Source organism: Paraciimarium castrense LEGE 11436, assembly GCF_056633055.1.
The window spans coordinates 197,793-216,498 of sequence record NZ_JBSJOW010000005.1 but is presented as its reverse complement, the minus strand read 5'-3'; the positions used below and the strand labels follow the sequence as shown (position 1 = coordinate 216,498).

Below are 18,706 nucleotides of genomic sequence, written 5' to 3'. Positions count from 1 at the left end.
ACTTAGCGGGCTTCCAGGGGGATCCACTCACGTGGTGCAGCCCCGGTGTAAATCTGCGACGGTCGGAAGATGCGGTTTGCACCAAGCTGCTCCTTCCAGTGGGCCAGCCATCCAGCCGTGCGGGCAATGGCGAACACGGGGGTGAACAGATCGCGGGGGATGCCGAGCTTGCGGTAGACGAGGCCGGAATAGAAGTCCACATTGGGGTAGATGCCCTTGGGGCCGAGCCGGGAGCTGGCCTCCTCCTCCACCTTGCGGGCCAGGTCGTAGAGGGGATCGTGGCCGAAGCGGTCGAACAGCTGTTCGGCCAGCCCCTGCAGGATCACGGCGCGGGGATCCTTGACCTTGTATTCGCGGTGACCGAAGCCCATGATCTTCTGCTTCTCGGCAATGGCCCGGTCGAGCCAGGGACCAACCTGTTCCTCGCTGCCGATCGCTTCCAGCATGGCCAGCACGTCCTCGTTGGCGCCGCCGTGCAGGGGGCCGGCCAGGGTGCCCACCGCCGAGGCCACCACGGCATAGGGATCGGTGAGGGTGCTGGCCGTCACCCGGGCGCTGAAGGTGCTGGCGTTGAGGCTGTGCTCGGCGTGCAGGATCAGGCAGGCATCGAAGATGCGGGCCGCCAGGGGGTCAGGCTCCCGCTCCATGAGCATGTAGAGGATGTTGGAGGCAAAGGCGAGGTCGTCGCGGGGCTGGATCGGGTCCTGGCCTTTGCGGATCAGCTGGAACGCCGCCACCATCGTGGGGATCTTGGCGATCAGCCGCACCACCGCCTCGGCGATGTACTCGGGGTTGTCGAGGGCGCGCCGCGAATAGAAGAGGCCCAGGGAGGCCGCGCTGCTCTGCAACGCATCCATCGGGTGGCCGGTGGCCGGGAAGCACTTCATCATGTCGCGGATGCGGAAGCTCACCCGGCGGTGCATCTGCACCTCCTGCTCGAACTGGCGCAGGCCTTCGGCGGTGGGCAACTCCCCCCAGATCAGCAGGTAGGTGGTTTCCAGAAAGGAGCTGTTGGCCACCAGGGTCCCGGCGTTGAAGCCCCGGTAGGTGAGCAGCCCGCGCTGGCCGTCGATGTCGCAGATGGCCGACTGGGTGGCGGGCACCCCCTCAAGACCAGGGCGAAACGGCGGTGGGCCCGGCTGGTCGGTGACGCCGGCGGGTGGGTGGGTGGTGACGCGCTCTGCCATGCCTCGAGGTCCAATGGGCCAGAACCTACGGCTGGGGGCTGGCCCCGCGCGGTGCCCGCTCGCACAGCAGCTGGCGCGGGGCAATCAGCAGCCGCAGTTGCCAGCAGCCCGGCGCCAGGGCCTCGGAGCTGCACAACAGCGCCAAGCCGGCCTTCTTGAGGGCAATGCTGCCACTGGCCGCTCCGATCAGGTGGGCGGCCAGGCCGCCGAGATCGGGCTCGTGGCCCACCAGCATCCACCGCTGGGCCACTGCCGCAGTCTGCAGCCGGGCCAGCAGCAACGCCAGCGTCCTTCCGCCCGGAGCCAGCGCCTCGCTTTCCTCCAGGCCGGGTGCCAGACCAGCGGCGAGGGCGATCTCGGCAGTCTGGCGGGCCCGGGCCAAGGGGCTGGTGATGAGCCGGTCTGCCCCCAGGCCGAGGCGGCTGAGCCGCTCCACCACCTCCCGGGTGCGGCGCCGCCCCTCGGGGGTGAGCTGGCGCAGCGCATCGTCCCGGCCGGGGCAGCGCTCCTCGGCGATGCCGTGGCGGAGCAGCAGCAGCTCAGCCAAAATCAAGATCCAGCCTGAGATGCAGGCCATCGCCGGGTTCCGGCTCCAGCCCCAAGGCCAAGCCTTCCACGGCAGCATCGAGGGGTTGGCCGGCGAGGCTGGTGAGCAGCCGCCAGGTCGGCCAGCGGCGCAACCGGGCCCTGGCGGTTTCTGGGCCGCTGGCCCACTGCAGGGGCGCTTCGGGCAGGTCCAGGGCGTCCAACGCCCGCAAGCGATCCCGGGGAACGGGCCCTGCCTGGCGCCGCTGCTCCAGCACGGCCAGGGTCTGCCCCCACCACGCCTGGCCCGCCTCCACCTCCCGCGCTCCCGCCAGGCTGACGCTGAGCTGGGGGCCGTTGCGGCGCTGGCGCCCAGCCCCCTCCTGAGCGTCGAGCCTGGTCCACACCTGCTGGCTGCCCCCATCCGGGCGCTGCAGCGTGGCGGTGATCAACCCCAGCTGATCCAGGGCAGGCTGCAGCGCTGCCGGTTCAGGCTGATCGGCCGGGGTGGCCAGCATCCAGCCCTCGGGTCCCTGGCTCCAGAGCAGCGGGCCCGCATCGGCCGCCAGCACCGCACCCGGCAGGGGTCCCCCGTCAGGCTGCTGCAGCAGTTGTTGCAACAGCTGGTTCCAGGTTTCGGGCCAATGGGCCGGATCCTGGAGCAGGGCCAAACTGTCGGGGTCGCCCCGCAGCCCTGCCATCAGTGCAGCGGCTCGGGCCGGATCGAGGCGGGAGGTCCAGGCGGTCTGGGCTGGGGCTTGGGCGGGAACCGGCTTCGCGGGATCGGCAGGTGGTGGGGGATCTGTACGGAATGCAAGTTCTATGGGTTCTGCCTGGTCAACCTGGGGAGAGACCTGCAGATCGCGCTGGGGCGATGGTTCGGGGGTCAGCGCCAGCAGGGCCTCCAGCTCCAGCCGCCGACCGCTGGGGCGCAGGGCCAGCGTCCCCGATTGCAGCGGCAGGGCGGCGGACCTGGCTGCGCCCCCGGCGGCCGGCAGACCCAGCCACGCTTCCAGGCCCGCCGGCCGGAGCTGCAGGAGCAGGGTCCCCTGCCCCAGGCGCTGCACGGCCTGGCGGAAGGAGGGATCGGCGGCCAGGTTGAGTTCGTCGATCTGGGACACGTCGAGGGCCTGCTCCAGCACGCCCCGCCCGGAGGCCAGCAGCACGAGGTCGTCGTCGATCAGCGCCGTGGCGATCGGCACGGGCTGGCTGCCCAGCAGAGCGCCCCGGCCACTGATCATCCCCATGCCGCGGTAACTCGACACCTGCAGATCCGTGCCAGCCAGACTGCGGGTCTGCCAGAAGCGCTGCAGGAAACGGCGGGCACCGTCACCATCGCGGCTGTGCAGAGCCAGCAGCCAGCCGTCGGGGGGCTGACCGGGTTGGCTCGCCACCAGGGCCAGTCCGGTTTCGGCGCCGAGCCAGCCGGCCAGTTCGCCCTGGTAGTCGAGGCCGGCGGCCGCGAAGGCCCCATCGCGCAGGCGAGCCACGGCCTCGGCGGCCTGGCGGCGCTGGCGGATCGGCGCCTGGGCGCGGGCGTAGTCGACGGGCTGCTGGGGATCGCTCAGCAGGAACAGCCCCAGGGCGGCTGTGCGCGGCACGAAGCGGGCTGAGCCGGGCACCACCAGAGTGCGCACCTGGAGCTGCAGGGGCGAGAGCTGCCAGAGCAGCCAGCCCGCGCCAGCCGCCGAGCCCAGCAACAGCAGGGCAACCGCCAGCACCACCGCCAGGAAGGGACGGGCTTTCATGCGTCCAGGCAGGCCGTCATGCAGACGCAGCAGGATGCGCCCATCCTGCACCGAACACCAGCCCGTGGACACGCCGATCAGCATCAAGGCCCGCGACCTGCAGCAGCGCCTGGCCGCCGGAGAGGCCATCCAGCTGGTCGATGTGCGCGAGAGCGAGGAGCTGGAGCTGGCCCGACTGCCCCTGCCAGTGATCCATCTGCCCCTCAGCCGCTCCCAGGAGTGGCTGGGCGAGCTGCCCACCCGGCTGCAGCGCGACGCCCCGGTGGCGGTGCTCTGCCACGCGGGGGTGCGCAGCTGGCAGTTCGGCTGCTGGCTGATGCAGGAACACGGTTACGACGTCGTGTGGAATCTGGTGGGCGGCATCGATGCCTGGAGCACCCAGGTGGATCCCTCCATACCGCGCTACTGAACACCGCGCCACTGAGCTCTACCCAGGCCTGCGTTACCGAGAGCCCACGGCGACGGCGCAATCCAGCCGGCTCTCCCTACCATCCAGCCACTCCGGATCGGGGGCTCGTCTTGGCGCAGAACCTCTCTCCCCGTCAGCAGGAGGTGCTGCGCCTGGCCGTGCGCCACTACGTGGACACCGTGGAACCGGTGGGCAGCCAGACCCTGGTGCGGCGCTTCGCCCTGCCGGCCAGCTCCGCCACGGTGCGCTCGGCCATGGGCGTGCTGGAGCAGCGGGGTCTGCTGACCCAGCCCCACACCTCGGCCGGCCGCATCCCCAGCCAGCTGGGCTACAGAGAGTATGTGGACCGGCTGCTGCCGGCGCCGGGGGCCGCGGCCCAGCAGCTGGACCGGGAGCTCGCCGGCCTCAGCCTGCACTGGACGGCCCTCGACGATCTGCTCGTGCACCTCGGGCGGCGCCTGGCGGACCTCACCGGCCTGCTGAGCCTGATCACCCGCCCGATCAAGACGCAGCAGCGGCTTCAGGAACTGAGGCTGGTGGCCAGCGGCGACCGGCTGATCGTGTTTCTGGTGAGCGGCTCGGTGGCCGGCGGCAGCCTCAACCTGCGCCTGCCTCCTAAGGCCACTGCCGAGCTGGCGCGGCTGGAGGACTGGACCAACCGGCAGTTGCGGGCCCACCCCGAGCAGCCGATTCCGTGGCAACAGTTGCCGCAGGAGCTGCGCAGCAGCGGCCACCTGCTGCGCCAGGCGCTCGACCAGCAGCAGCCCCTGGCAGCGCCGGGCGCCAGTGCCGTGGCCAGCGGCATGGGGGGGCTGCTGGCCCAGCCCGAGTTCAGCCAGACCGCCTCCCTGCGGCCCCTGCTGCAGCTGGTGGAGGCCACCCCCCACGAGCTGCTGGGTCCCCCGGCCGACGCCATCTGGATCGGCCAGGAGCATCCCCATGGCGCCCTGAAGGCCTGCGCCGTGGTGCAGGCCGGCTACAGCAGCCTGGACGGGGCCCGCGGCCATGTGGCCCTGGTGGGGCCGATGCGCATGGCCTACGCCACGGCCCGGGCCGCCGTGCAGTCCGTGGCCGCCACGCTGACGCGGCTGCTGAGCTGATCGGCTTGCGGGCTGCCAAGCTGAAGAAGAGCAGCAGCTGAGCCCCTCACCCCCAGCGCCCGATTCCATGGACCCCGCCCCTGCCGCTGGCCACAACGCACACCGGCAGACCCCACACCGGCAGAGCGTTGAGGCTTCCGCCCGCCCGTTCGGGGTGCAGGCATGACCTATTGCGTGGCCTTTCTGCTGGATTCCGGGCTGGTGTTCGCCTCGGACTGCCGCACCAATGCCGGGGTCGATTACATCTCGACCTACAGCAAGATGCACGTGTTCCAACCGGCACCGGACCGGCTGTTCGTGCTGCTGGCCGCTGGCAACCTGGCCACCACCCAGGCCGTGCTGAACCAGATTCAGCGGGAACTGAGGGACCAGGGGGTAGGACCGATCGGTGCCACCCAGCCGGGGATGCCTGTGGGCAGCGGACTGGGGCTCAGCGGCGAGGCGGGCGATCCGCCCCCGCAGACCAGGGTGTTCGCCGGGCTGGAGGCCGCCAGCCAGGGGCTGCCCACAGCGAAGGTGCAGGAGGCCGGCCAGCCCCCTGACGCCGCGGTGCAGCGCTGCGAGGCCCCCAGCCAGGAGGCTCAGGACAGCCCGCCCGAGCCCAGCGCTCCTGGCCCGAATCTGCTCACGGCCCGCTACCTCTTTGAGGTGGCCGACTACGTGGGGCGTACCAGCGTGGCGGTGCAGGACCGCCACAAGGCGTCGCTGCACCAGTCAGGCGCCAGCGCCGAGGCCACCTTCATCCTGGGCGGCCAGATCGAGGGGGACCGCCATGGCCTCTATCTGATCTACCCCCAGGGCAATGCGGTGATGGCCACGCGCGAAACGCCGTTCCTGCAGATCGGCGAGAGCAAATACGGCAAGCCGCCCCTCGACTTCGTCGGCCACTGCGGCCTTTCGCTCGAGGACGCCGCCCGGCTCTGCCTGATCTCCCAGGTGATCACGCGCCGCTCGAACCTCTCGGTGGGGCCGCCCTTCGAGCTGGCGCTGATGCCCGCCAATGAGCTGCGCATCTCGCGGCGCATCAAGCTCAAGAAGGGAGCCCCCGAGATCAGCCGCTCCATGGAGGTGTGGGCCGGCTGCATGCAGGAGGGCCTGCAGCGGCTGCCGCGCTTCGCCTGGGAAGAACATCCGCTGTAGCCAGCCGCCAGGTCCGGCAGCCGGCCAGCGGTCTCAGCCCCGCAGCTGATCGCCCAGCCGGTCGGCCACGGTGTTCACATCCTTGTCGCCGCGGCCGGAGAGGTTGAGCACCACCTCGGTGCCGGGCGCCAGGGTGGGGCAGAGGGCGTCGAGGGCCGCGAAGGCGTGGGCGGTTTCCAGGGCCGGGATGATCCCCTCCAGCTCGCTCACCAGCCGCAGGGCCGTGAGCGCGTCGTCGTCGGTGACGGCGAGGTAGTCGGCCCGGCCGATCTCGCGCAGGTAGCTGTGCTCGGGGCCGACGCCGGGGTAGTCGAGGCCGGCACTGATCGAATGGGCCTCCTGCACCTGGCCCTCGGCGTCCTGGAGCAGCAGGCTCATGGCGCCGTGCAGCACGCCGATGCGGCCCTCGGTGATGGTGGCGGCGTGGCGGCCGCTGGCCACGCCCTCGCCGGCCGCCTCCACACCGATCAGGCGCACGGCGGTGTCCTGCACGAAGGGATGGAACAGGCCCATGGCGTTGGAGCCGCCGCCCACACAGGCCACCAGCACATCCGGCAACCGCCCGAAGGCCTCCTGGCACTGGGCCTTGGCCTCCTTGCCGATGCAGGCGTGGAAGTCGCGCACCAGCATCGGATAGGGATGGGGGCCCGCCACCGAGCCGAGGATGTAGTGGGTGCTCTCCACGTTGGTCACCCAGTCGCGGATGGCCTCGCTGGTGGCGTCCTTGAGGGTGGCGCTGCCGGCGGTGACCGGCTGCACCGTGGCGCCCAGCAGGCGCATGCGGAACACGTTGAGGGCCTGGCGGCGCATGTCCTCGGCGCCCATGTACACGACGCACTCGAGGCCGAAGCGGGCGCACACGGTGGCGGTGGCCACGCCGTGCTGACCGGCGCCGGTCTCGGCGATCACCCGCTGCTTGCCCATGCGCAGGGCCAGCAGGGCCTGGCCGAGGGCGTTGTTGATCTTGTGGGCGCCGGTGTGGTTGAGGTCCTCGCGCTTCAGCCACAGGCGGGGACCGCCCTCGGGGCGGGCGTAATGGGCCGTGAGCCGCTCGGCCTCATACAGCGGGGTCGGCCGGCCCACGTAGGTGCGCAGCAGGTGATTGAGACGGCCGGTGAAGGCGGGATCGGCCCAGGCCTCGGCGGCGGCGGCCTCCAGCTCCGCCAGGGCCGGCATCAGGGTTTCCGGCACGTACTGGCCGCCGAAGCGGCCGAAGCGGCCCGCCGGGTCGGGGCGCACGGCGGGCACCAGGGAGGGCGCCGGGGCTGGGGGGACGGTGCTGGTCACGCTGGGGCCACCGGAACGGATCAATGAGCTCAGCGTAGGCAGGAAGGCAGCCCGAACCAGCCCAGGCTGCGGGAGGATGGGGGCCACCGGCTGCAGTGCCGGACTGAAGGGATTCAGCGGGAGGAGGCGATGGGCAGCAAGGGCAGCTGGCAGGAGTTCGAGAGCCTCGAGCGGCCGGCCAGCCTGGAGCGCCCGACCGCGGCCCCCACCCCCAGGGCCCAGCAGCGGGTGCGGGTGCAGCGCACCAAGGCCGGCAAGGGCGGCAAGCTGGTGACCGCCATCAGCGGGCTGGAGGCACCGGAGGCCGAACTCAAGGCCCTGCTGAAGCAGCTCAAGGCCGCCGCGGGCACGGGCGGCAGCGCCAAAGCCGGCGTGATCGAACTGCAGGGCGACCAGGTGGCCACGGCCCTCGCGGCCCTGGCAGCGGCCGGCTACCGGCCCAAGCAGGCTGGGGGCTAGCTCCGGGAGCTCCGGGGGGCGGCGGCGCTAGGCCAGCTTGGTTTCGACCAGGTGGGTGGAGGACAGCCAGGCCCCGCGGGCGTCGTAGCGGCGGATCAGGCGCTGACGCTGCGTGGGAGAGGAGAGCCAGCCGGCCTCGACCTCGAAGGACTGGCGATGGCTCACCTGCAGCGGCACCCGGCTGAAGCCGCCATCGGGCAGGAGATGGAGGCGCTGCGGCGCCGGCGCCTCAATCGCCACCGCGCTGCCCTGCACGGTGCCTTCCAGACTGACCAGCTCGCCGCCGAGATCGGTGCTGATGCGGAGGCCATCGCCCGGCAGGTGTTCGATGCGGGTGGTGCAGGGCACCGTGCTGGGCACCGGCCAGTCGGCCTCCACCGTGGCGGCCTGGCCCTGCCAGGTGCCGATCAGATGCTCCGGGCTGAGCGGAGGGAGCTCGCCGGCGTTGCTGCCGGCCCGGGTCTCGCGGATCAGCACCAGCGACTCGAAGACCCCCGACTCACCGTGCAGCTGCACCAGCCGCCAGCGGCGATCCGGGCCCACGAAGCCGAACTCGGCGCCGGAGCGGGTCGACGGGGCGATCTGCAGCGATCCCTTGGAAAAGCTGCCGTTGTCGAAGAAGGTCACCTGCTTGCCCAGGGAGCGGTACTCCTGCTGGTGGTCGGAGCTGGGAGGCCCGCTGGTGTCGCCGCCTGCGAAGCGGCGCAGGCGGAACTGCACGCAGGCACCCCCTTCATGGCTCTCGAGGCTCAGGATCGAGGCTGTGGAGTGCAGCAACGCCCCGTGGGCGTCGAGGTCGGCGAAGCTACCGTGCCACTCGCCAAGGTTCTGGAGAAAGTTCTGCCACTGGGTGCCCATGGCTGCGGCCACTGGCGGCTCAAAGGGGGGGATGCTAACGATGTGGTCGATTCCAAGTCCCAGGGCGGCGCCACCGATGGCCAGGGTCCAGCACCTGCGGCGGAAGCACGGCCTGCTCACAGCCCAGGAGAGCCAGCGCTGGTGGCGCCACTGGCGGGAGCCCTATCTGCTGGCGCTCTCGCTCTCCTGGCCCCTGTTTCTGGGCCTGCTGGCCCTGGTGTACCTGGCGATCAACCTGCTGTTCGCCAGCCTCTACCTCGCCGACCCGGCTGGCCTGGCCGGGACGGCCGCAGGCCGCGCCAGCTTTGCTGAGGCCTTCTTCTTCAGTGTGCAGACCCTGGGCTCGATCGGCTATGGCGCCCTCCATCCGCTGAGCCTCTACGTGAACCTGCTGGTGGTGGCGGAATCGTTCAGCGGCGTGCTGTTCATTGCGCTCAGCACCGGCCTGGTGTTTGCCCGCTTCTCCCGCAGCACCGCCCGCATCCGCTTTTCGAAGCTGGCCGTGGTGCACCGCTACAACGGCCTTCCCACCCTCAGCTTCCGCCTGGCCAACGAGCGCGGCAACAACATCCTCGAGGCGCGGGTGCGGGCCTTCCTCTCGGTGGATGAGATCAGCCAGGAAGGTCACCGGATGCGGCGGCTGCTGCCGTTGCCGCTGGAGCGCGACCAGGGCGTCTCCTTCCTGCTGGTGTGGACGGCCCAGCACCGCATCGATGCCACCAGCCCGCTGCACGGACTCACGCCGGCGGAGCTGGCCCGTCGGCGCGCCGAGCTGGTGGTGGCCTTCAGCGGCGTCGACGAGACGATCGAACGGTCGATTCACAGCCGCTACAGCTGGCCCATGAGCCGGATCGGGCTGGGCCTCTGCTTCATCGACATGGTGGAGGTGGAGCAGGTGGAGGACGGGGGCGACCTGCACCACATCGATTGGTCGGCCTTTGATCGCACCCGCCCCTGCCCGCTGGGAACGGCCTGAGGCCCGCGGGCAGCCCTCTACGGATTCAGGGGGGACCAGGCCATGGTGGCGTTGAACTGCTGGCACCAGATGATCAGGGAGCCATAATCCGCCAGATCGAAGTCGGCCGGGAGTTCATAGGTCTGGGCTCCGGAGACGGCCCGCAGGGGCGCGATCACGGTGTAGGTGCCCTCCTCGAGCGGGTAGGCCGGAGGCCTGCTGTTCGAGAGCGGGTTGGCGGCCCGGCCGAAGGTCACCTTGAGATCGGGCGCCGTGCGGCTGGTGCTGAAGTCCTCGCTGAGCATCAGCAGGGTGCGCTGGCCCTCCCGGCGGATGCTGAAACCGCCCTCCACCGGTTTTTCAGCCTCGAGGAACGATCCGCTGTGGAGCGGCTTGGCGGGCTTGCCGGGCATGGCCGCCACAAAGGCGGCCTCGGGAGTGGCCGCCACTGGAGCGGCGGCCTCCTTCTGGGAAGCAGTGGCGCAGCCCGCCCCCCCGAGCGCCAGGGCGAGGCTGAGCAGCAGGGCAGGGCGTGGGGAGAGAGACACAAGGAGATCGGCAGACAGTCAGAACAACTACCGCCCAGCCCCACGACTGGATGGTCCACGCCTACGGGCGGCCCGGATTCGCGGCGGGCCTTTGGATCCAGACTTACGGTCTGTAGCTTTGTCGCTCCGAGCTGCTGATGGCGAACCAGGCCTTTTCCACCGTCCATCGCATGGTCTGGAGCAGGGTGGTGGCTGCCCTGGTGGTGCTGTATCTGCTGGTGGCGGCCCCCCCGCCGCTGCTGCCCGGCTGGGCGCTGGAACTGGGGGAGGCGGTGGGCTTGATTCTGTTGGCCACGGCCGCCTTCGGCAGGCTCTGGTGTCTGCTGTTCGTGGCCGGCCGCAAGAATGAACAGGTGGTGCGGGAAGGTCCCTACTCCGTCGTCCGCAACCCGCTCTACGTGTTCAGCCTGCTGGGGGCCGTGGGCTTCGGACTGGCCGTGGAAAACCCTCTGTTGGCGGCTGTGCTGGGGCTTGGCTTCATCGCCTACTACCACTTCGTGATCCGCAGTGAAGAGCGTTTTCTGCTCTCGGCGTTCGGCAAGAACTACAGCGCCTACCTGAATCAGGTGCCCCGCTGGATTCCCAGCTTCAAGCTCTATCACTCCCCCAGGACCATTGAGGTGGATACCACCAAGGTGCTGCGCGGCATCGGCGATGCCATGTGGTTTGTGTGGGCCTTTGTGCTCTGGGAACTGGTGGAGGTGATGCGCTCCTCGGTTCTGCCGATGCTGCGCGCCTGACCGGCAGGCAGGGGCCAGGCCACCGCGGTTGCCCGGAACAGTTAGTATCGAGATATACATTCCCGCTTGGCGGGGCCACTGGTATCCCTGCCCGGTTCTGGCGATCGGCAGACCATTCGGTCGTCTCCCCTGAGTCTTCAGAACCGAATCAACCCCGTGGTCTCTTCTTTCAGGGCCCTGCGTGGACCGATGGTGCAGGACGCTCCATCGATCCCCAGGGTCGTCGCTTCAGCCTCCCCAGCCGCCGGCATCCCAGCGGTGATCTACTGCGAAGGGCAGTTCGGCCTGGCCGATGGCAAAACGGCCCACGGCCTGATGCGGCACAGCGAACGCTTCAGGATCGTGGCGGTGATCGACAGCCTGCTCACGGGCCGCGATGCCGGCGAGCAGCTCGATGGAGTGGCCAATGGCGTGCCCGTGGTGGCAGACCTGGCGGCCGCCTTTGCCCTGGGCGGGGCACCCCCGCAGGCCCTGATCTACGGCATGGCCCCCGCCGATGGCCTGTTCAGCCCGGTCGACCGCCTCGTGCTGCTGGGCGCCCTGCGCGCCGGCCTCAGCCTGGTGAGTGGCATGCGCGAGTTCCTCGGGGATGACGCCGAGTTCGCCGCCACCGCCAAGCGCCACCAGGTGACGATCGAGGACGTGCGGCGCCCGCCGGCCCTCAAGGATCTGCGCCTGTTCAGCGGCACGATCGCCAGGGCCAACTGCCGGCGCATCGCCGTGCTCGGCACCGACGGCGCCATCGGCAAGCGCACCACCGCCACCGTGCTGGTGCAGGCCCTCAACGACCACGGCATCCACGCCGTGCTGGTGTCCACGGGCCAGACCGGCATGATCCAGGGCGGGCGCTACGGGCTGCCGCTCGATGCGATTCCCTCCCAGTTCTGCTCCGGCGAGGTGGAGGCCGCGGTGGTGCAGGCGTTTGATACCGAGCGGCCCCAGGTGATCGTGATCGAGGGCCAGGGTGCCCTCAGCCATCCCGCCTACCTCTCCTCCACGTTCATCCTGCGCGGCAGCCAGCCCCAGGCCGTGATCCTGCAGCACGCGCCGATGCGCCGCCAGCGCTGTGATTTTCCTCAGGTGGCCATGCCCACGCCCCAGAGTGAGATCGCTCTGATCGAGGCCTTCGCCCCCACCCGCGTCATCGGCATGACCCTCAACCATGAGGGAATGGACGTGGCTGAACTCCCCGCCGCCATCGCCCTCTACGAGGCCGAGCTGCACATTCCCGTCAGCGATGCCCTGGCCTGCCCGCCCGGGCGGCTGGTGCAGATGGTGATCCGGGCCTTCCCGGAACTGGGAGCACCGCTGGCGGCGCTGGCGTGAGCGCCCCGCGGCTCGAGATCGATCTCGGCCGCCTCCATCACAATGCCGCCACCATGGTGAGGCGCCTGGCCCGCCAGGGAATCGCAATCACGGCCGTGGGCAAGGCCGTGCTCGGGCTGCCGGAGATCGTGGCCACCTGGCTGGCGGCGGGGGTGGGCTCGATCGGCGACGCCCGCCTCGACACTCTCGAACGCCTGGAGCGCAGCGGCGTGACCGCCCCGATGCTGCTTGTGCGCACGCCGATGCTCAGCCAGGTGGAGCGGGTGGTGGCCGGGGTCAGCGTGAGCTGCAACAGCGAAGCGGTGGTGCTGGAGGCCCTGGCGGCGGCGGCCGAGCGCCAGGGGCGACGCCACGGCGTGCTGCTGTTGGTGGAGCTGGGCGATCTGCGCGAGGGGATCCTGCCCCAGGACCTGGCGGGGATCGCGGCGCTCACCCTGGGGCTGCCCTGGCTGAGACTGGTGGGGATCGGCGCCAACCTGGGCTGCCAGCACGGGGTGGCTGCCGATGCCACCAACATGGCCGAACTCTCGGCCCTGGCCGAGGCCCTGGAGGCCCGCTTCCACATCCATCTGGAGCTGATCTCGGGGGGCAACTCCGCCAACCTTGCCTGGCTGGCCGGGGGCGGTGATCCCGGCCGGATCAACCATCTGCGTCTGGGGGAGGCCCTGCTGCTGGGCCGCGAACCCCTGGGGCGGCGCCCCATCCCCGGACTCCACACCGATGCCTTCCGTCTGGTGGGCGAGCTGATCGAAGTGAAGACCAAGCCCAGCCGGGCCTGGGGCCGCCGCGGCCTCACCAGCTTCAGCCCCGAGGGCTGTGCCCAGCCCGCTCCCCTTCCCCCGGACCGTGGCCCGCAGCAGCGCGCCCTCGTGGCCCTCGGCCACCAGGATGCCGATCCGGCCGGGCTGGAGCCTCCCGCCGGCATGGCGATCCTGGGGGCCAGCAGCGACCACCTCGTGCTGGAGGCCGATCGCCCCTTGAGCGTGGGGGAGGAGATCGGCTTTCGCCCCAGCTACAGCGCCCTGTTGCGCGCCATGACCAGCCCGTTCGTGGCCCGCCAGTGCCGGGGCCTCAGCGCTGGCCCAGCAACTCCAGCCAGCTTGGGGACGGCTCGCCGGCGATCGGGATCGTGAACGACTCGAGCGCAAAGGCGCCGGCTTCCAGGCTGCAGAAGGGCCCACTGGCAGGCCAGGGGGGCAGGTCGATCGGCGGGGTGAGCACCACGGGACGTGGCGTGGAATCAAGGTTGAACATGGGCAGGCCTCATGCCCACTCAGGCTGGGCGGGGCCCTCCGCCCTGGCTGCTGCCTGGATGGCGGCTCCACGGTGTCGCCGCACACACGGGCCTGCGGCAGCGGACCCCCCTGGCGCTGGCAGTCTTGGGCCATGGCGGCCCCGGTTCCACAGCAGACCTCAGCAGAAGCCCCCAGCCTCTGCGTGGTGGGGGTCGACGTGGGCGGCGAGCGCAAGGGCTTCCATGCCGTGGCCCTGCGGGGCGCCGGCCTGCAGGGCCTCCACACCACATCCGACGCCACCGAGCTGGCCCAGTGGTGCCGCAGCCTCGGCGCCAGGGTGATCGGCGTGGATGCTCCCTGCCGTTGGAGCACCGATGGGCGCGCCCGGCCCGCCGAGCGGGAGCTGATGGCCGAGGGGATCCAGTGCTTCGCCAGCCCCAGCCGCGAACGGGCCCTGGAGCACCCCAGCAACTACTACGGCTGGATGCTGCGGGGCGAGGCCCTCTACCGGGCCCTGGAGCCCAGCCATCCCCTGGCCAGCGGCCTGCCCAGCCCAGGCCAGCGCTGCTGCTTCGAAACCTTTCCCCATGCGATCACCTGCCAGCTGCACCGGTCCCTCGGCCTGGAGCCGGCGGCAGCGTCGCGAAAGCGCTTGGAGCGGCGGGCCCTTCTGGAATTGTGCGGATTGGCCTGTGGTCAGTTCTCCAGCATCGACTGGATCGATGCTGCCCTTTGCGCCCTTGCCGCCGATCAGGCGGCCAGGGGTGGCCCCTGCCGCGTCTATGGCGAGGTAAGCAGCGGCGTGCTGATCGTGCCGACTCAGGTGCCAAGCCGCCCCAACCCTTGAGCCAAGCCATGAAAGCCTTCCTCTATCACCACTACGGCTCTGCCGATGTCCTCCGGCTGGAGGAGATCGATCAGCCCGTTCCCCGGGCCAACGAGGTGCTGATCAAGAGCCATGCCACCACGGTCACCTCCGGGGACTGGCGCATGCGCAGCCTGGAGGTACCTGCCGGTTTTGGCTTGATCATCCGATTGGTGGCGGGGCTGAGGCGGCCCCGGCAACCGATCCTGGGATCGGAGCTGGCGGGGGTGGTGGAGGCGATCGGCCAGGACGTGACGCGTTTCCAGGTGGGTGATGCGGTGTTCGCGTTCAGTGATCTCGCCCTGGGATGCCACGCGGCCTACCGCTGCCTGCCGGAGGACGGCGGCGTGGCTCGCAAGCCCAGCGGCCTCAGCTTTGAGGAGGCCGCCGCCCTCTCCTTCGGCGGCACCACGGCCCTGGATTTCCTGCGCCGGGCCGGCCTGAAACGCGGCGAGCGGGTGTTGATCCATGGCGCTTCCGGGAGCGTCGGCAGCGCCGCCATCCAGCTCGCCCGCCACCTGGGGGCCGAGGTCACCGGCGTGTGCAGCAGCGCCAATCTGGAGCTGGTGCGCTCTCTCGGGGCCCACCAGGTGATCGATTACAGCTGCGACGACTTCGCCCGCAACGGCCAGACCTATGACGTGATCCTCGATGCCGTGGGCACGGCTTCCTTCTCCCGCTGCCAGGCCTCGCTGCGGCCCGGAGGGCGGCTGCTGCTGCTGGTGGCAAGCCTTCCCGCCCTGCTGCTCAGTGGCTGGCAGACCCTCACCACGGACAAGCATGTGATCGCCGGGCCAGCCAGCGTGAAGCCCGGCGACCTGGAGCAGCTGGCGCAGCTGGCCGAGGCAGGGGTCTTTCGGCCCGTCGTCGGCCGCTGCTATCCATTCGAGCAGCTCCCGGAGGCGCACCGTTACGTGGACAGCGGCCACAAACGGGGCAATGTGGTGATCAGCCTGGAGGCCTGAGCCCCAGAAGCAACCGCTCAGGCCAGGGAATGCAGCCCGATCGGATTGCCTTCGGTGTCGATCACCACCGAGATGAAACCGAACGCTCCGATCGCCATCTTGGGACGCAACACCGTGCCACCTGCTGACCCCACCCTGCCCTCTTCGACGGCACAGTCCTGACAGGTGAAGTACACCATGGTGCCGCCCTTGCCGGGCTCGCAACCCTCCATCTGCATCAATGCTCCGCCTGCTCCCACCTGGTCGTCCTGCATCGGGAAGCACCAGTAGGCCATCCCCGGCGTGGAGAAGTCTTCAAAGCCCACCTGGAACACAGCCGTGTAGAAGGCCTTGGCGCGCTCCATGTCGGAAACATTGAGCTCGAACCAGGTGATGGGGTTAGGAGTCATGGCTCACGTGTGTAGTCTTTGACATGAAATTAGGCCTGCCGGAAGCTCGCTTCAAGCCTGCAGAACCAAACGTCATGGCGCGTGCGAGATGCGAGCGCAACCGCAGTGAAGGTTGCAAAGCTGGTGAGTACAAAACCTGCCAGATCCGTTGCTCCACCACTCATCACAACGGCGAGCGGCATGACATCCATGCCAAACCTGATCAGGGAGAAGCCATCGGGTCAGCGCGCGAGCAGCCAGCGCAGGGCAGAGAGCCCGATGATCAGCCCGATGCCGCTGTTCCACAGCAGGCTGCGGTGCCGGCGCAACCGCTCCAGCCAGTGCGGCAGCCGACTGCCATTTTGCAACAGCAACATGGTGGCGACCAGCAGCAGGGCAGTGGGCAGCAGCAGTGCCAGCAGCAGGTCTGCGGCCATGGTGGTCAGGGGCGACAGCCTCCCCAGCTTGGCTGCTGGGCTGGATGGCGCCATCGCTTTGCCTCGGACCAGGGCTTCGGGGTCAGCCCCCCAGACCCGAACTCGGCCCCTTGCGCGCCAGGGCCGGGCGCAGAGCTGAAACAATGCCCCCCACACCCCCTGCTCCTCGCGCTCCTGATGGCCGCTGCTCCCGCTCCCAACCCCGCCTACGGCGCCCTCACCGACCAGGGCAAGTCGACCAACATCGTGTGGCACCATTCCACGGTGACCAGGGAGTCCAGGGCCCACCAGCGCGGCCACCGCAGCGCCATCCTCTGGTTCACGGGGCTGAGCGGCTCAGGCAAGAGCACCCTCGCCAACGCGGTGAACTCTGCCCTGTTTGAGCAGGGGCTGGCCTGCTACGTGCTCGATGGCGACAACATCCGCCATGGCCTCTGCACCGACCTCGGCTTCTCGGACGCCGATCGGGTGGAGAACATCCGCCGGATCGGCGAGGTGGCCAAGCTCTTCCTCGATGCCGGCGTGGTGGTGCTCACCGCCTTCGTGTCACCGTTCCAGGCCGACCGCGAGCGGGTGCGGGCCCTGGTGCCCGCAGGTGATTTCATCGAAATTCACTGCGACGCCGACCTCAGCGTCTGCGAGGAGCGCGACACCAAGGGCCTCTACGCCAAGGCCCGCGCCGGTGTGATCAAGGAGTTCACCGGCATCTCCAGCCCCTACGAAGCCCCCGAATCCCCGGAGCTGAGGGTGGACACGGGCCATGCCGAGCTGGAGGGCTGCGTGGCCCAGGTGCTGAGTTTCCTCGATGCCAATGGGGTCATCCCGGCAGCCAGCTGATCCAGGCCAGAGCGGGGCTCAGGGGTTGAGCGGCGCCGGCGGCGGAGGATTCAGGCGGGCCTGGAGGCTGGCATCCAGGAAGGTCTTGCAGCAGCTGGCCACGGGCACGGCCAGGAGCAGCCCCAGCAGCTCCCCGAGCCCCAGCAGACCGCCCAGCCGAGCCCCCACCGGCAGGCTGATCAGCAGCCAGGCCGGCTGCAGGCCCACGATGCTGCCCATCAGGCGTGGCTGGATCACCTGATCCACCACCTGCCCCACGCTGATGGCCGCTGCGAGCACCTCCAGGCCGGTGCGCGGGTCACTCAGGGCCAGCAGGGCACTCACCAGCAGGATCGTGACGGCACTGGCATAGGGAATCAGGGTGGTGAAGCCGATCACCACAGCGAACAGCACCCCGTAGGGAATCCCCAGCAAGGTGAACACCAGGATCTGCAGGCCGCTGAGGATCAGGGCCAGCACCACCTGGCCGGCGAAGTAGCCCCGGAAGGTGCGGTTGAGGGTGTCCACCACCAGGGGCCGCACTCCGCCGGGGAGCCACAGGGCCAGGCCGCTGACGACGCGCTCTCCACCCAGCAGCAGGAACACCGCCAGCACCAGCACGATCACGGTGTTCACCGTGAGGCCCACCGTGGCGCCGAGCAGACTCAACAGCCGCTGACTCAGCTGGCTGGCCAGCTTGCTGAGCCTGGTCAGCAGGTCGCTGCTGAGCTCACCGAAGTCGGTGGGGATCCCCTGGGCGCGGGCCCAGCCCTCGAGGCTGTCCAGCCACACCTCACCCTGGGCCAGCCAGCCCGGCAGGGCAGCGATCAGCTCAGCGAGCTGATCGATCAGCCGCGGCACCAGCCAGATCACCGCCAGGGCGAGCAGCCCCAGGGCCACACCCAGCACCAGGGCCATCGCCAGGGGCCGCGGCAGCCCCCGTCGCCGCAGCCAGAGGCTGGGGATGTCGAGCAGGAAGGCGATCAGGGCTGCCGTGAGGAACAGGGCGGGGAAGGGGGCCAGGGGCACCAGCAGCTGGCGCAGCACCCAGAGGTTGAGCACCAGCAACGGCAACGCCAGACCGGCCTTGAGCCAGGGCGGCAGCACCAGGGAATCGAGCATGGGCCGGGCGGCAGGGAGCGGAACAGCGGGGATTGGGGCGGCAGGGGGGAGGCTGGGGTCTTGGGGTGGTGCGTCAGTCCATCTGGGCCAGGTAGGCCTCGCTGCCCAGCTGGCTGAGGCGCCCATCCTTGGCACGCACCTGGCCATGCAGTTCAGCGCGGTAGGCCAGCAGGGCCTCAGCCAGCCGGCCATCGGCCGTGGCCAGGATCTGCACCGCCAGCAGGCCGGCGTTGGTGCCGTTGCCGATCGCCACCGTGGCCACCGGAATCCCGGCGGGCATCTGCACGATCGAGTGCAGCGAATCCACCCCGGAGAGGGCCCGGCTCTGCACCGGCACGCCGATCACCGGCAGGGTGGTGAGCGCCGCCACCATGCCCGGCAGGTGGGCGGCACCGCCGGCGCCGGCGATGATCACCTTGAGCCCCCGCCCAGCTGCCTGCTGCGCGAAGGCCACCATCTCCAGCGGTGTGCGGTGGGCGGAGAGCACCCGCACCTCGACCGCCACGCCAAAGCGCTCCAGCATCGCCACCGCCGGCTGCATGGTGGGCAGATCGGAATCGCTGCCCATCACCACGGCCACGCGGGGTTCGGAGCTGGAACGGTCGCTCAAGGGGCC

General features: G+C 70.1%; 22 protein-coding genes. 11 read left to right on the top strand and 11 right to left on the bottom strand.

Annotated features, from left to right (window positions below):
- Positions 1–2 precede the first annotated feature (2 nt).
- Genes ACWJIO_RS09605 through ACWJIO_RS09595 form a run of 3 tightly spaced genes read right to left on the bottom strand, consistent with a single transcriptional unit; the run spans position 3 to position 3,544 of the window.
- On the bottom strand, positions 3–1,187 hold the full coding sequence (locus ACWJIO_RS09605) for a citrate synthase (RefSeq protein ID WP_480313108.1): 1,185 nt from the start codon (positions 1,185–1,187) through the stop codon (positions 3–5).
- A 25-nt stretch (positions 1,188–1,212) separates the two neighbouring features.
- Positions 1,213–1,734, bottom strand: coding sequence for a phosphohistidine phosphatase SixA (gene sixA, locus ACWJIO_RS09600; protein WP_480313107.1), 522 nt, complete (start codon positions 1,732–1,734; stop codon positions 1,213–1,215).
- Positions 1,727–3,544 (bottom strand): DUF3352 domain-containing protein, encoded by a 1,818-nt coding sequence (locus tag ACWJIO_RS09595; RefSeq protein WP_480313106.1) that lies wholly within the window; start codon positions 3,542–3,544, stop codon positions 1,727–1,729. Before ACWJIO_RS09595 ends, sixA begins: the two co-directional genes overlap by 8 nt.
- On the opposite strand from ACWJIO_RS09595, the gene ACWJIO_RS09590 reads away from it, so the two are divergent.
- From ACWJIO_RS09590 to ACWJIO_RS09580, 3 genes are all read left to right on the top strand, one after another.
- Entirely contained in the window at positions 3,525–3,869 is a 345-nt protein-coding gene (locus ACWJIO_RS09590) for a rhodanese-like domain-containing protein (RefSeq protein WP_480313104.1), read from the top strand. The genes ACWJIO_RS09595 and ACWJIO_RS09590 overlap by 20 nt on opposite strands.
- A gap of 11 nt (positions 3,870–3,880) precedes the next feature.
- Complete coding sequence (locus tag ACWJIO_RS09585) at positions 3,881–4,969, top strand: HrcA family transcriptional regulator (RefSeq protein ID WP_480313182.1); 1,089 nt, start codon at positions 3,881–3,883, stop codon at positions 4,967–4,969.
- Between the two features lie 162 nt (positions 4,970–5,131).
- On the top strand, positions 5,132–6,109 hold the full coding sequence (locus ACWJIO_RS09580; RefSeq protein ID WP_480313103.1) for a proteasome-type protease: 978 nt from the start codon (positions 5,132–5,134) through the stop codon (positions 6,107–6,109).
- 33 nt (positions 6,110–6,142) lie between these two features.
- On the opposite strand, the gene trpB is transcribed toward ACWJIO_RS09580, so the two are convergent.
- Positions 6,143–7,396 carry a tryptophan synthase subunit beta gene (trpB, locus tag ACWJIO_RS09575; RefSeq protein WP_480313102.1) on the bottom strand — a complete coding sequence of 418 codons (1,254 nt, stop codon included), beginning with the start codon at positions 7,394–7,396 and terminating at the stop codon, positions 6,143–6,145.
- Between the two features lie 129 nt (positions 7,397–7,525).
- On the opposite strand from trpB, the gene ACWJIO_RS09570 reads away from it, so the two are divergent.
- On the top strand, positions 7,526–7,855 hold the full coding sequence (locus tag ACWJIO_RS09570; protein WP_480313101.1) for a translation initiation factor: 330 nt from the start codon (positions 7,526–7,528) through the stop codon (positions 7,853–7,855).
- 27 nt (positions 7,856–7,882) lie between these two features.
- Here the strand turns inward: ACWJIO_RS09570 and ACWJIO_RS09565 are convergent, their stop codons facing one another.
- Positions 7,883–8,713: a DUF3598 family protein gene (locus ACWJIO_RS09565; RefSeq protein WP_480313099.1), complete on the bottom strand. Its 831-nt coding sequence runs from the start codon at positions 8,711–8,713 to the stop codon at positions 7,883–7,885.
- A 76-nt stretch (positions 8,714–8,789) separates the two neighbouring features.
- Here ACWJIO_RS09565 and ACWJIO_RS09560 point away from each other — a divergent pair, with 76 nt between their 5' ends.
- Positions 8,790–9,689: an ion channel gene (locus tag ACWJIO_RS09560; RefSeq protein WP_480313098.1), complete on the top strand. Its 900-nt coding sequence runs from the start codon at positions 8,790–8,792 to the stop codon at positions 9,687–9,689.
- A 17-nt stretch (positions 9,690–9,706) separates the two neighbouring features.
- Here the strand turns inward: ACWJIO_RS09560 and ACWJIO_RS09555 are convergent, their stop codons facing one another.
- Complete coding sequence (locus ACWJIO_RS09555; protein ID WP_480313096.1) at positions 9,707–10,216, bottom strand: DM13 domain-containing protein; 510 nt, start codon at positions 10,214–10,216, stop codon at positions 9,707–9,709.
- 137 nt (positions 10,217–10,353) lie between these two features.
- Between ACWJIO_RS09555 and ACWJIO_RS09550 the strand changes: the two genes are divergently transcribed.
- The 3 genes from ACWJIO_RS09550 to ACWJIO_RS09540 all read left to right on the top strand — a co-directional run bounded on the left by ACWJIO_RS09550 (position 10,354) and on the right by ACWJIO_RS09540 (position 13,415).
- Complete coding sequence (locus ACWJIO_RS09550) at positions 10,354–10,956, top strand: methyltransferase family protein (protein ID WP_480313095.1); 603 nt, start codon at positions 10,354–10,356, stop codon at positions 10,954–10,956.
- Positions 10,957–11,145: 189 nt separating this feature from the next.
- Entirely contained in the window at positions 11,146–12,282 is a 1,137-nt protein-coding gene (locus ACWJIO_RS09545; RefSeq protein ID WP_480313093.1) for an N-acetyltransferase DgcN family protein, read from the top strand.
- Positions 12,279–13,415 carry an alanine/ornithine racemase family PLP-dependent enzyme gene (locus ACWJIO_RS09540; protein ID WP_480313091.1) on the top strand — a complete coding sequence of 379 codons (1,137 nt, stop codon included), beginning with the start codon at positions 12,279–12,281 and terminating at the stop codon, positions 13,413–13,415. Before ACWJIO_RS09545 ends, ACWJIO_RS09540 begins: the two co-directional genes overlap by 4 nt.
- Here the strand turns inward: ACWJIO_RS09540 and ACWJIO_RS09535 are convergent.
- Positions 13,354–13,536 (bottom strand): hypothetical protein, encoded by a 183-nt coding sequence (locus tag ACWJIO_RS09535; protein WP_480313089.1) that lies wholly within the window; start codon positions 13,534–13,536, stop codon positions 13,354–13,356. The two genes, ACWJIO_RS09540 and ACWJIO_RS09535, sit on opposite strands and share 62 nt — an antisense overlap.
- 132 nt (positions 13,537–13,668) lie before the next feature.
- Here ACWJIO_RS09535 and ACWJIO_RS09530 point away from each other — a divergent pair, with 132 nt between their 5' ends.
- Complete coding sequence (locus tag ACWJIO_RS09530; protein ID WP_480313087.1) at positions 13,669–14,364, top strand: DUF429 domain-containing protein; 696 nt, start codon at positions 13,669–13,671, stop codon at positions 14,362–14,364.
- 8 nt (positions 14,365–14,372) lie between these two features.
- Complete coding sequence (locus tag ACWJIO_RS09525) at positions 14,373–15,347, top strand: NAD(P)-dependent alcohol dehydrogenase (protein ID WP_480313086.1); 975 nt, start codon at positions 14,373–14,375, stop codon at positions 15,345–15,347.
- A gap of 17 nt (positions 15,348–15,364) precedes the next feature.
- Here ACWJIO_RS09525 and ACWJIO_RS09520 read toward each other — a convergent pair whose 3' ends face one another.
- Together ACWJIO_RS09520 and ACWJIO_RS09515 are read right to left on the bottom strand one after the other, a co-directional pair.
- Complete coding sequence (locus tag ACWJIO_RS09520; RefSeq protein WP_480313085.1) at positions 15,365–15,736, bottom strand: VOC family protein; 372 nt, start codon at positions 15,734–15,736, stop codon at positions 15,365–15,367.
- A gap of 221 nt (positions 15,737–15,957) precedes the next feature.
- Complete coding sequence (locus ACWJIO_RS09515) at positions 15,958–16,152, bottom strand: hypothetical protein (protein WP_193915042.1); 195 nt, start codon at positions 16,150–16,152, stop codon at positions 15,958–15,960.
- Between the two features lie 177 nt (positions 16,153–16,329).
- Here ACWJIO_RS09515 and cysC point away from each other — a divergent pair, with 177 nt between their 5' ends.
- Positions 16,330–16,989, top strand: coding sequence for an adenylyl-sulfate kinase (gene cysC, locus ACWJIO_RS09510; protein ID WP_480313083.1), 660 nt, complete (start codon positions 16,330–16,332; stop codon positions 16,987–16,989).
- Between the two features lie 18 nt (positions 16,990–17,007).
- On the opposite strand, the gene ACWJIO_RS09505 is transcribed toward cysC, so the two are convergent.
- Both ACWJIO_RS09505 and purE read right to left on the bottom strand, forming a co-directional pair.
- On the bottom strand, positions 17,008–18,090 hold the full coding sequence (locus ACWJIO_RS09505; protein ID WP_480313081.1) for an AI-2E family transporter: 1,083 nt from the start codon (positions 18,088–18,090) through the stop codon (positions 17,008–17,010).
- A gap of 73 nt (positions 18,091–18,163) precedes the next feature.
- Positions 18,164–18,700, bottom strand: coding sequence for a 5-(carboxyamino)imidazole ribonucleotide mutase (gene purE, locus ACWJIO_RS09500; RefSeq protein WP_480313079.1), 537 nt, complete (start codon positions 18,698–18,700; stop codon positions 18,164–18,166).
- Positions 18,701–18,706 lie beyond the last annotated feature (6 nt).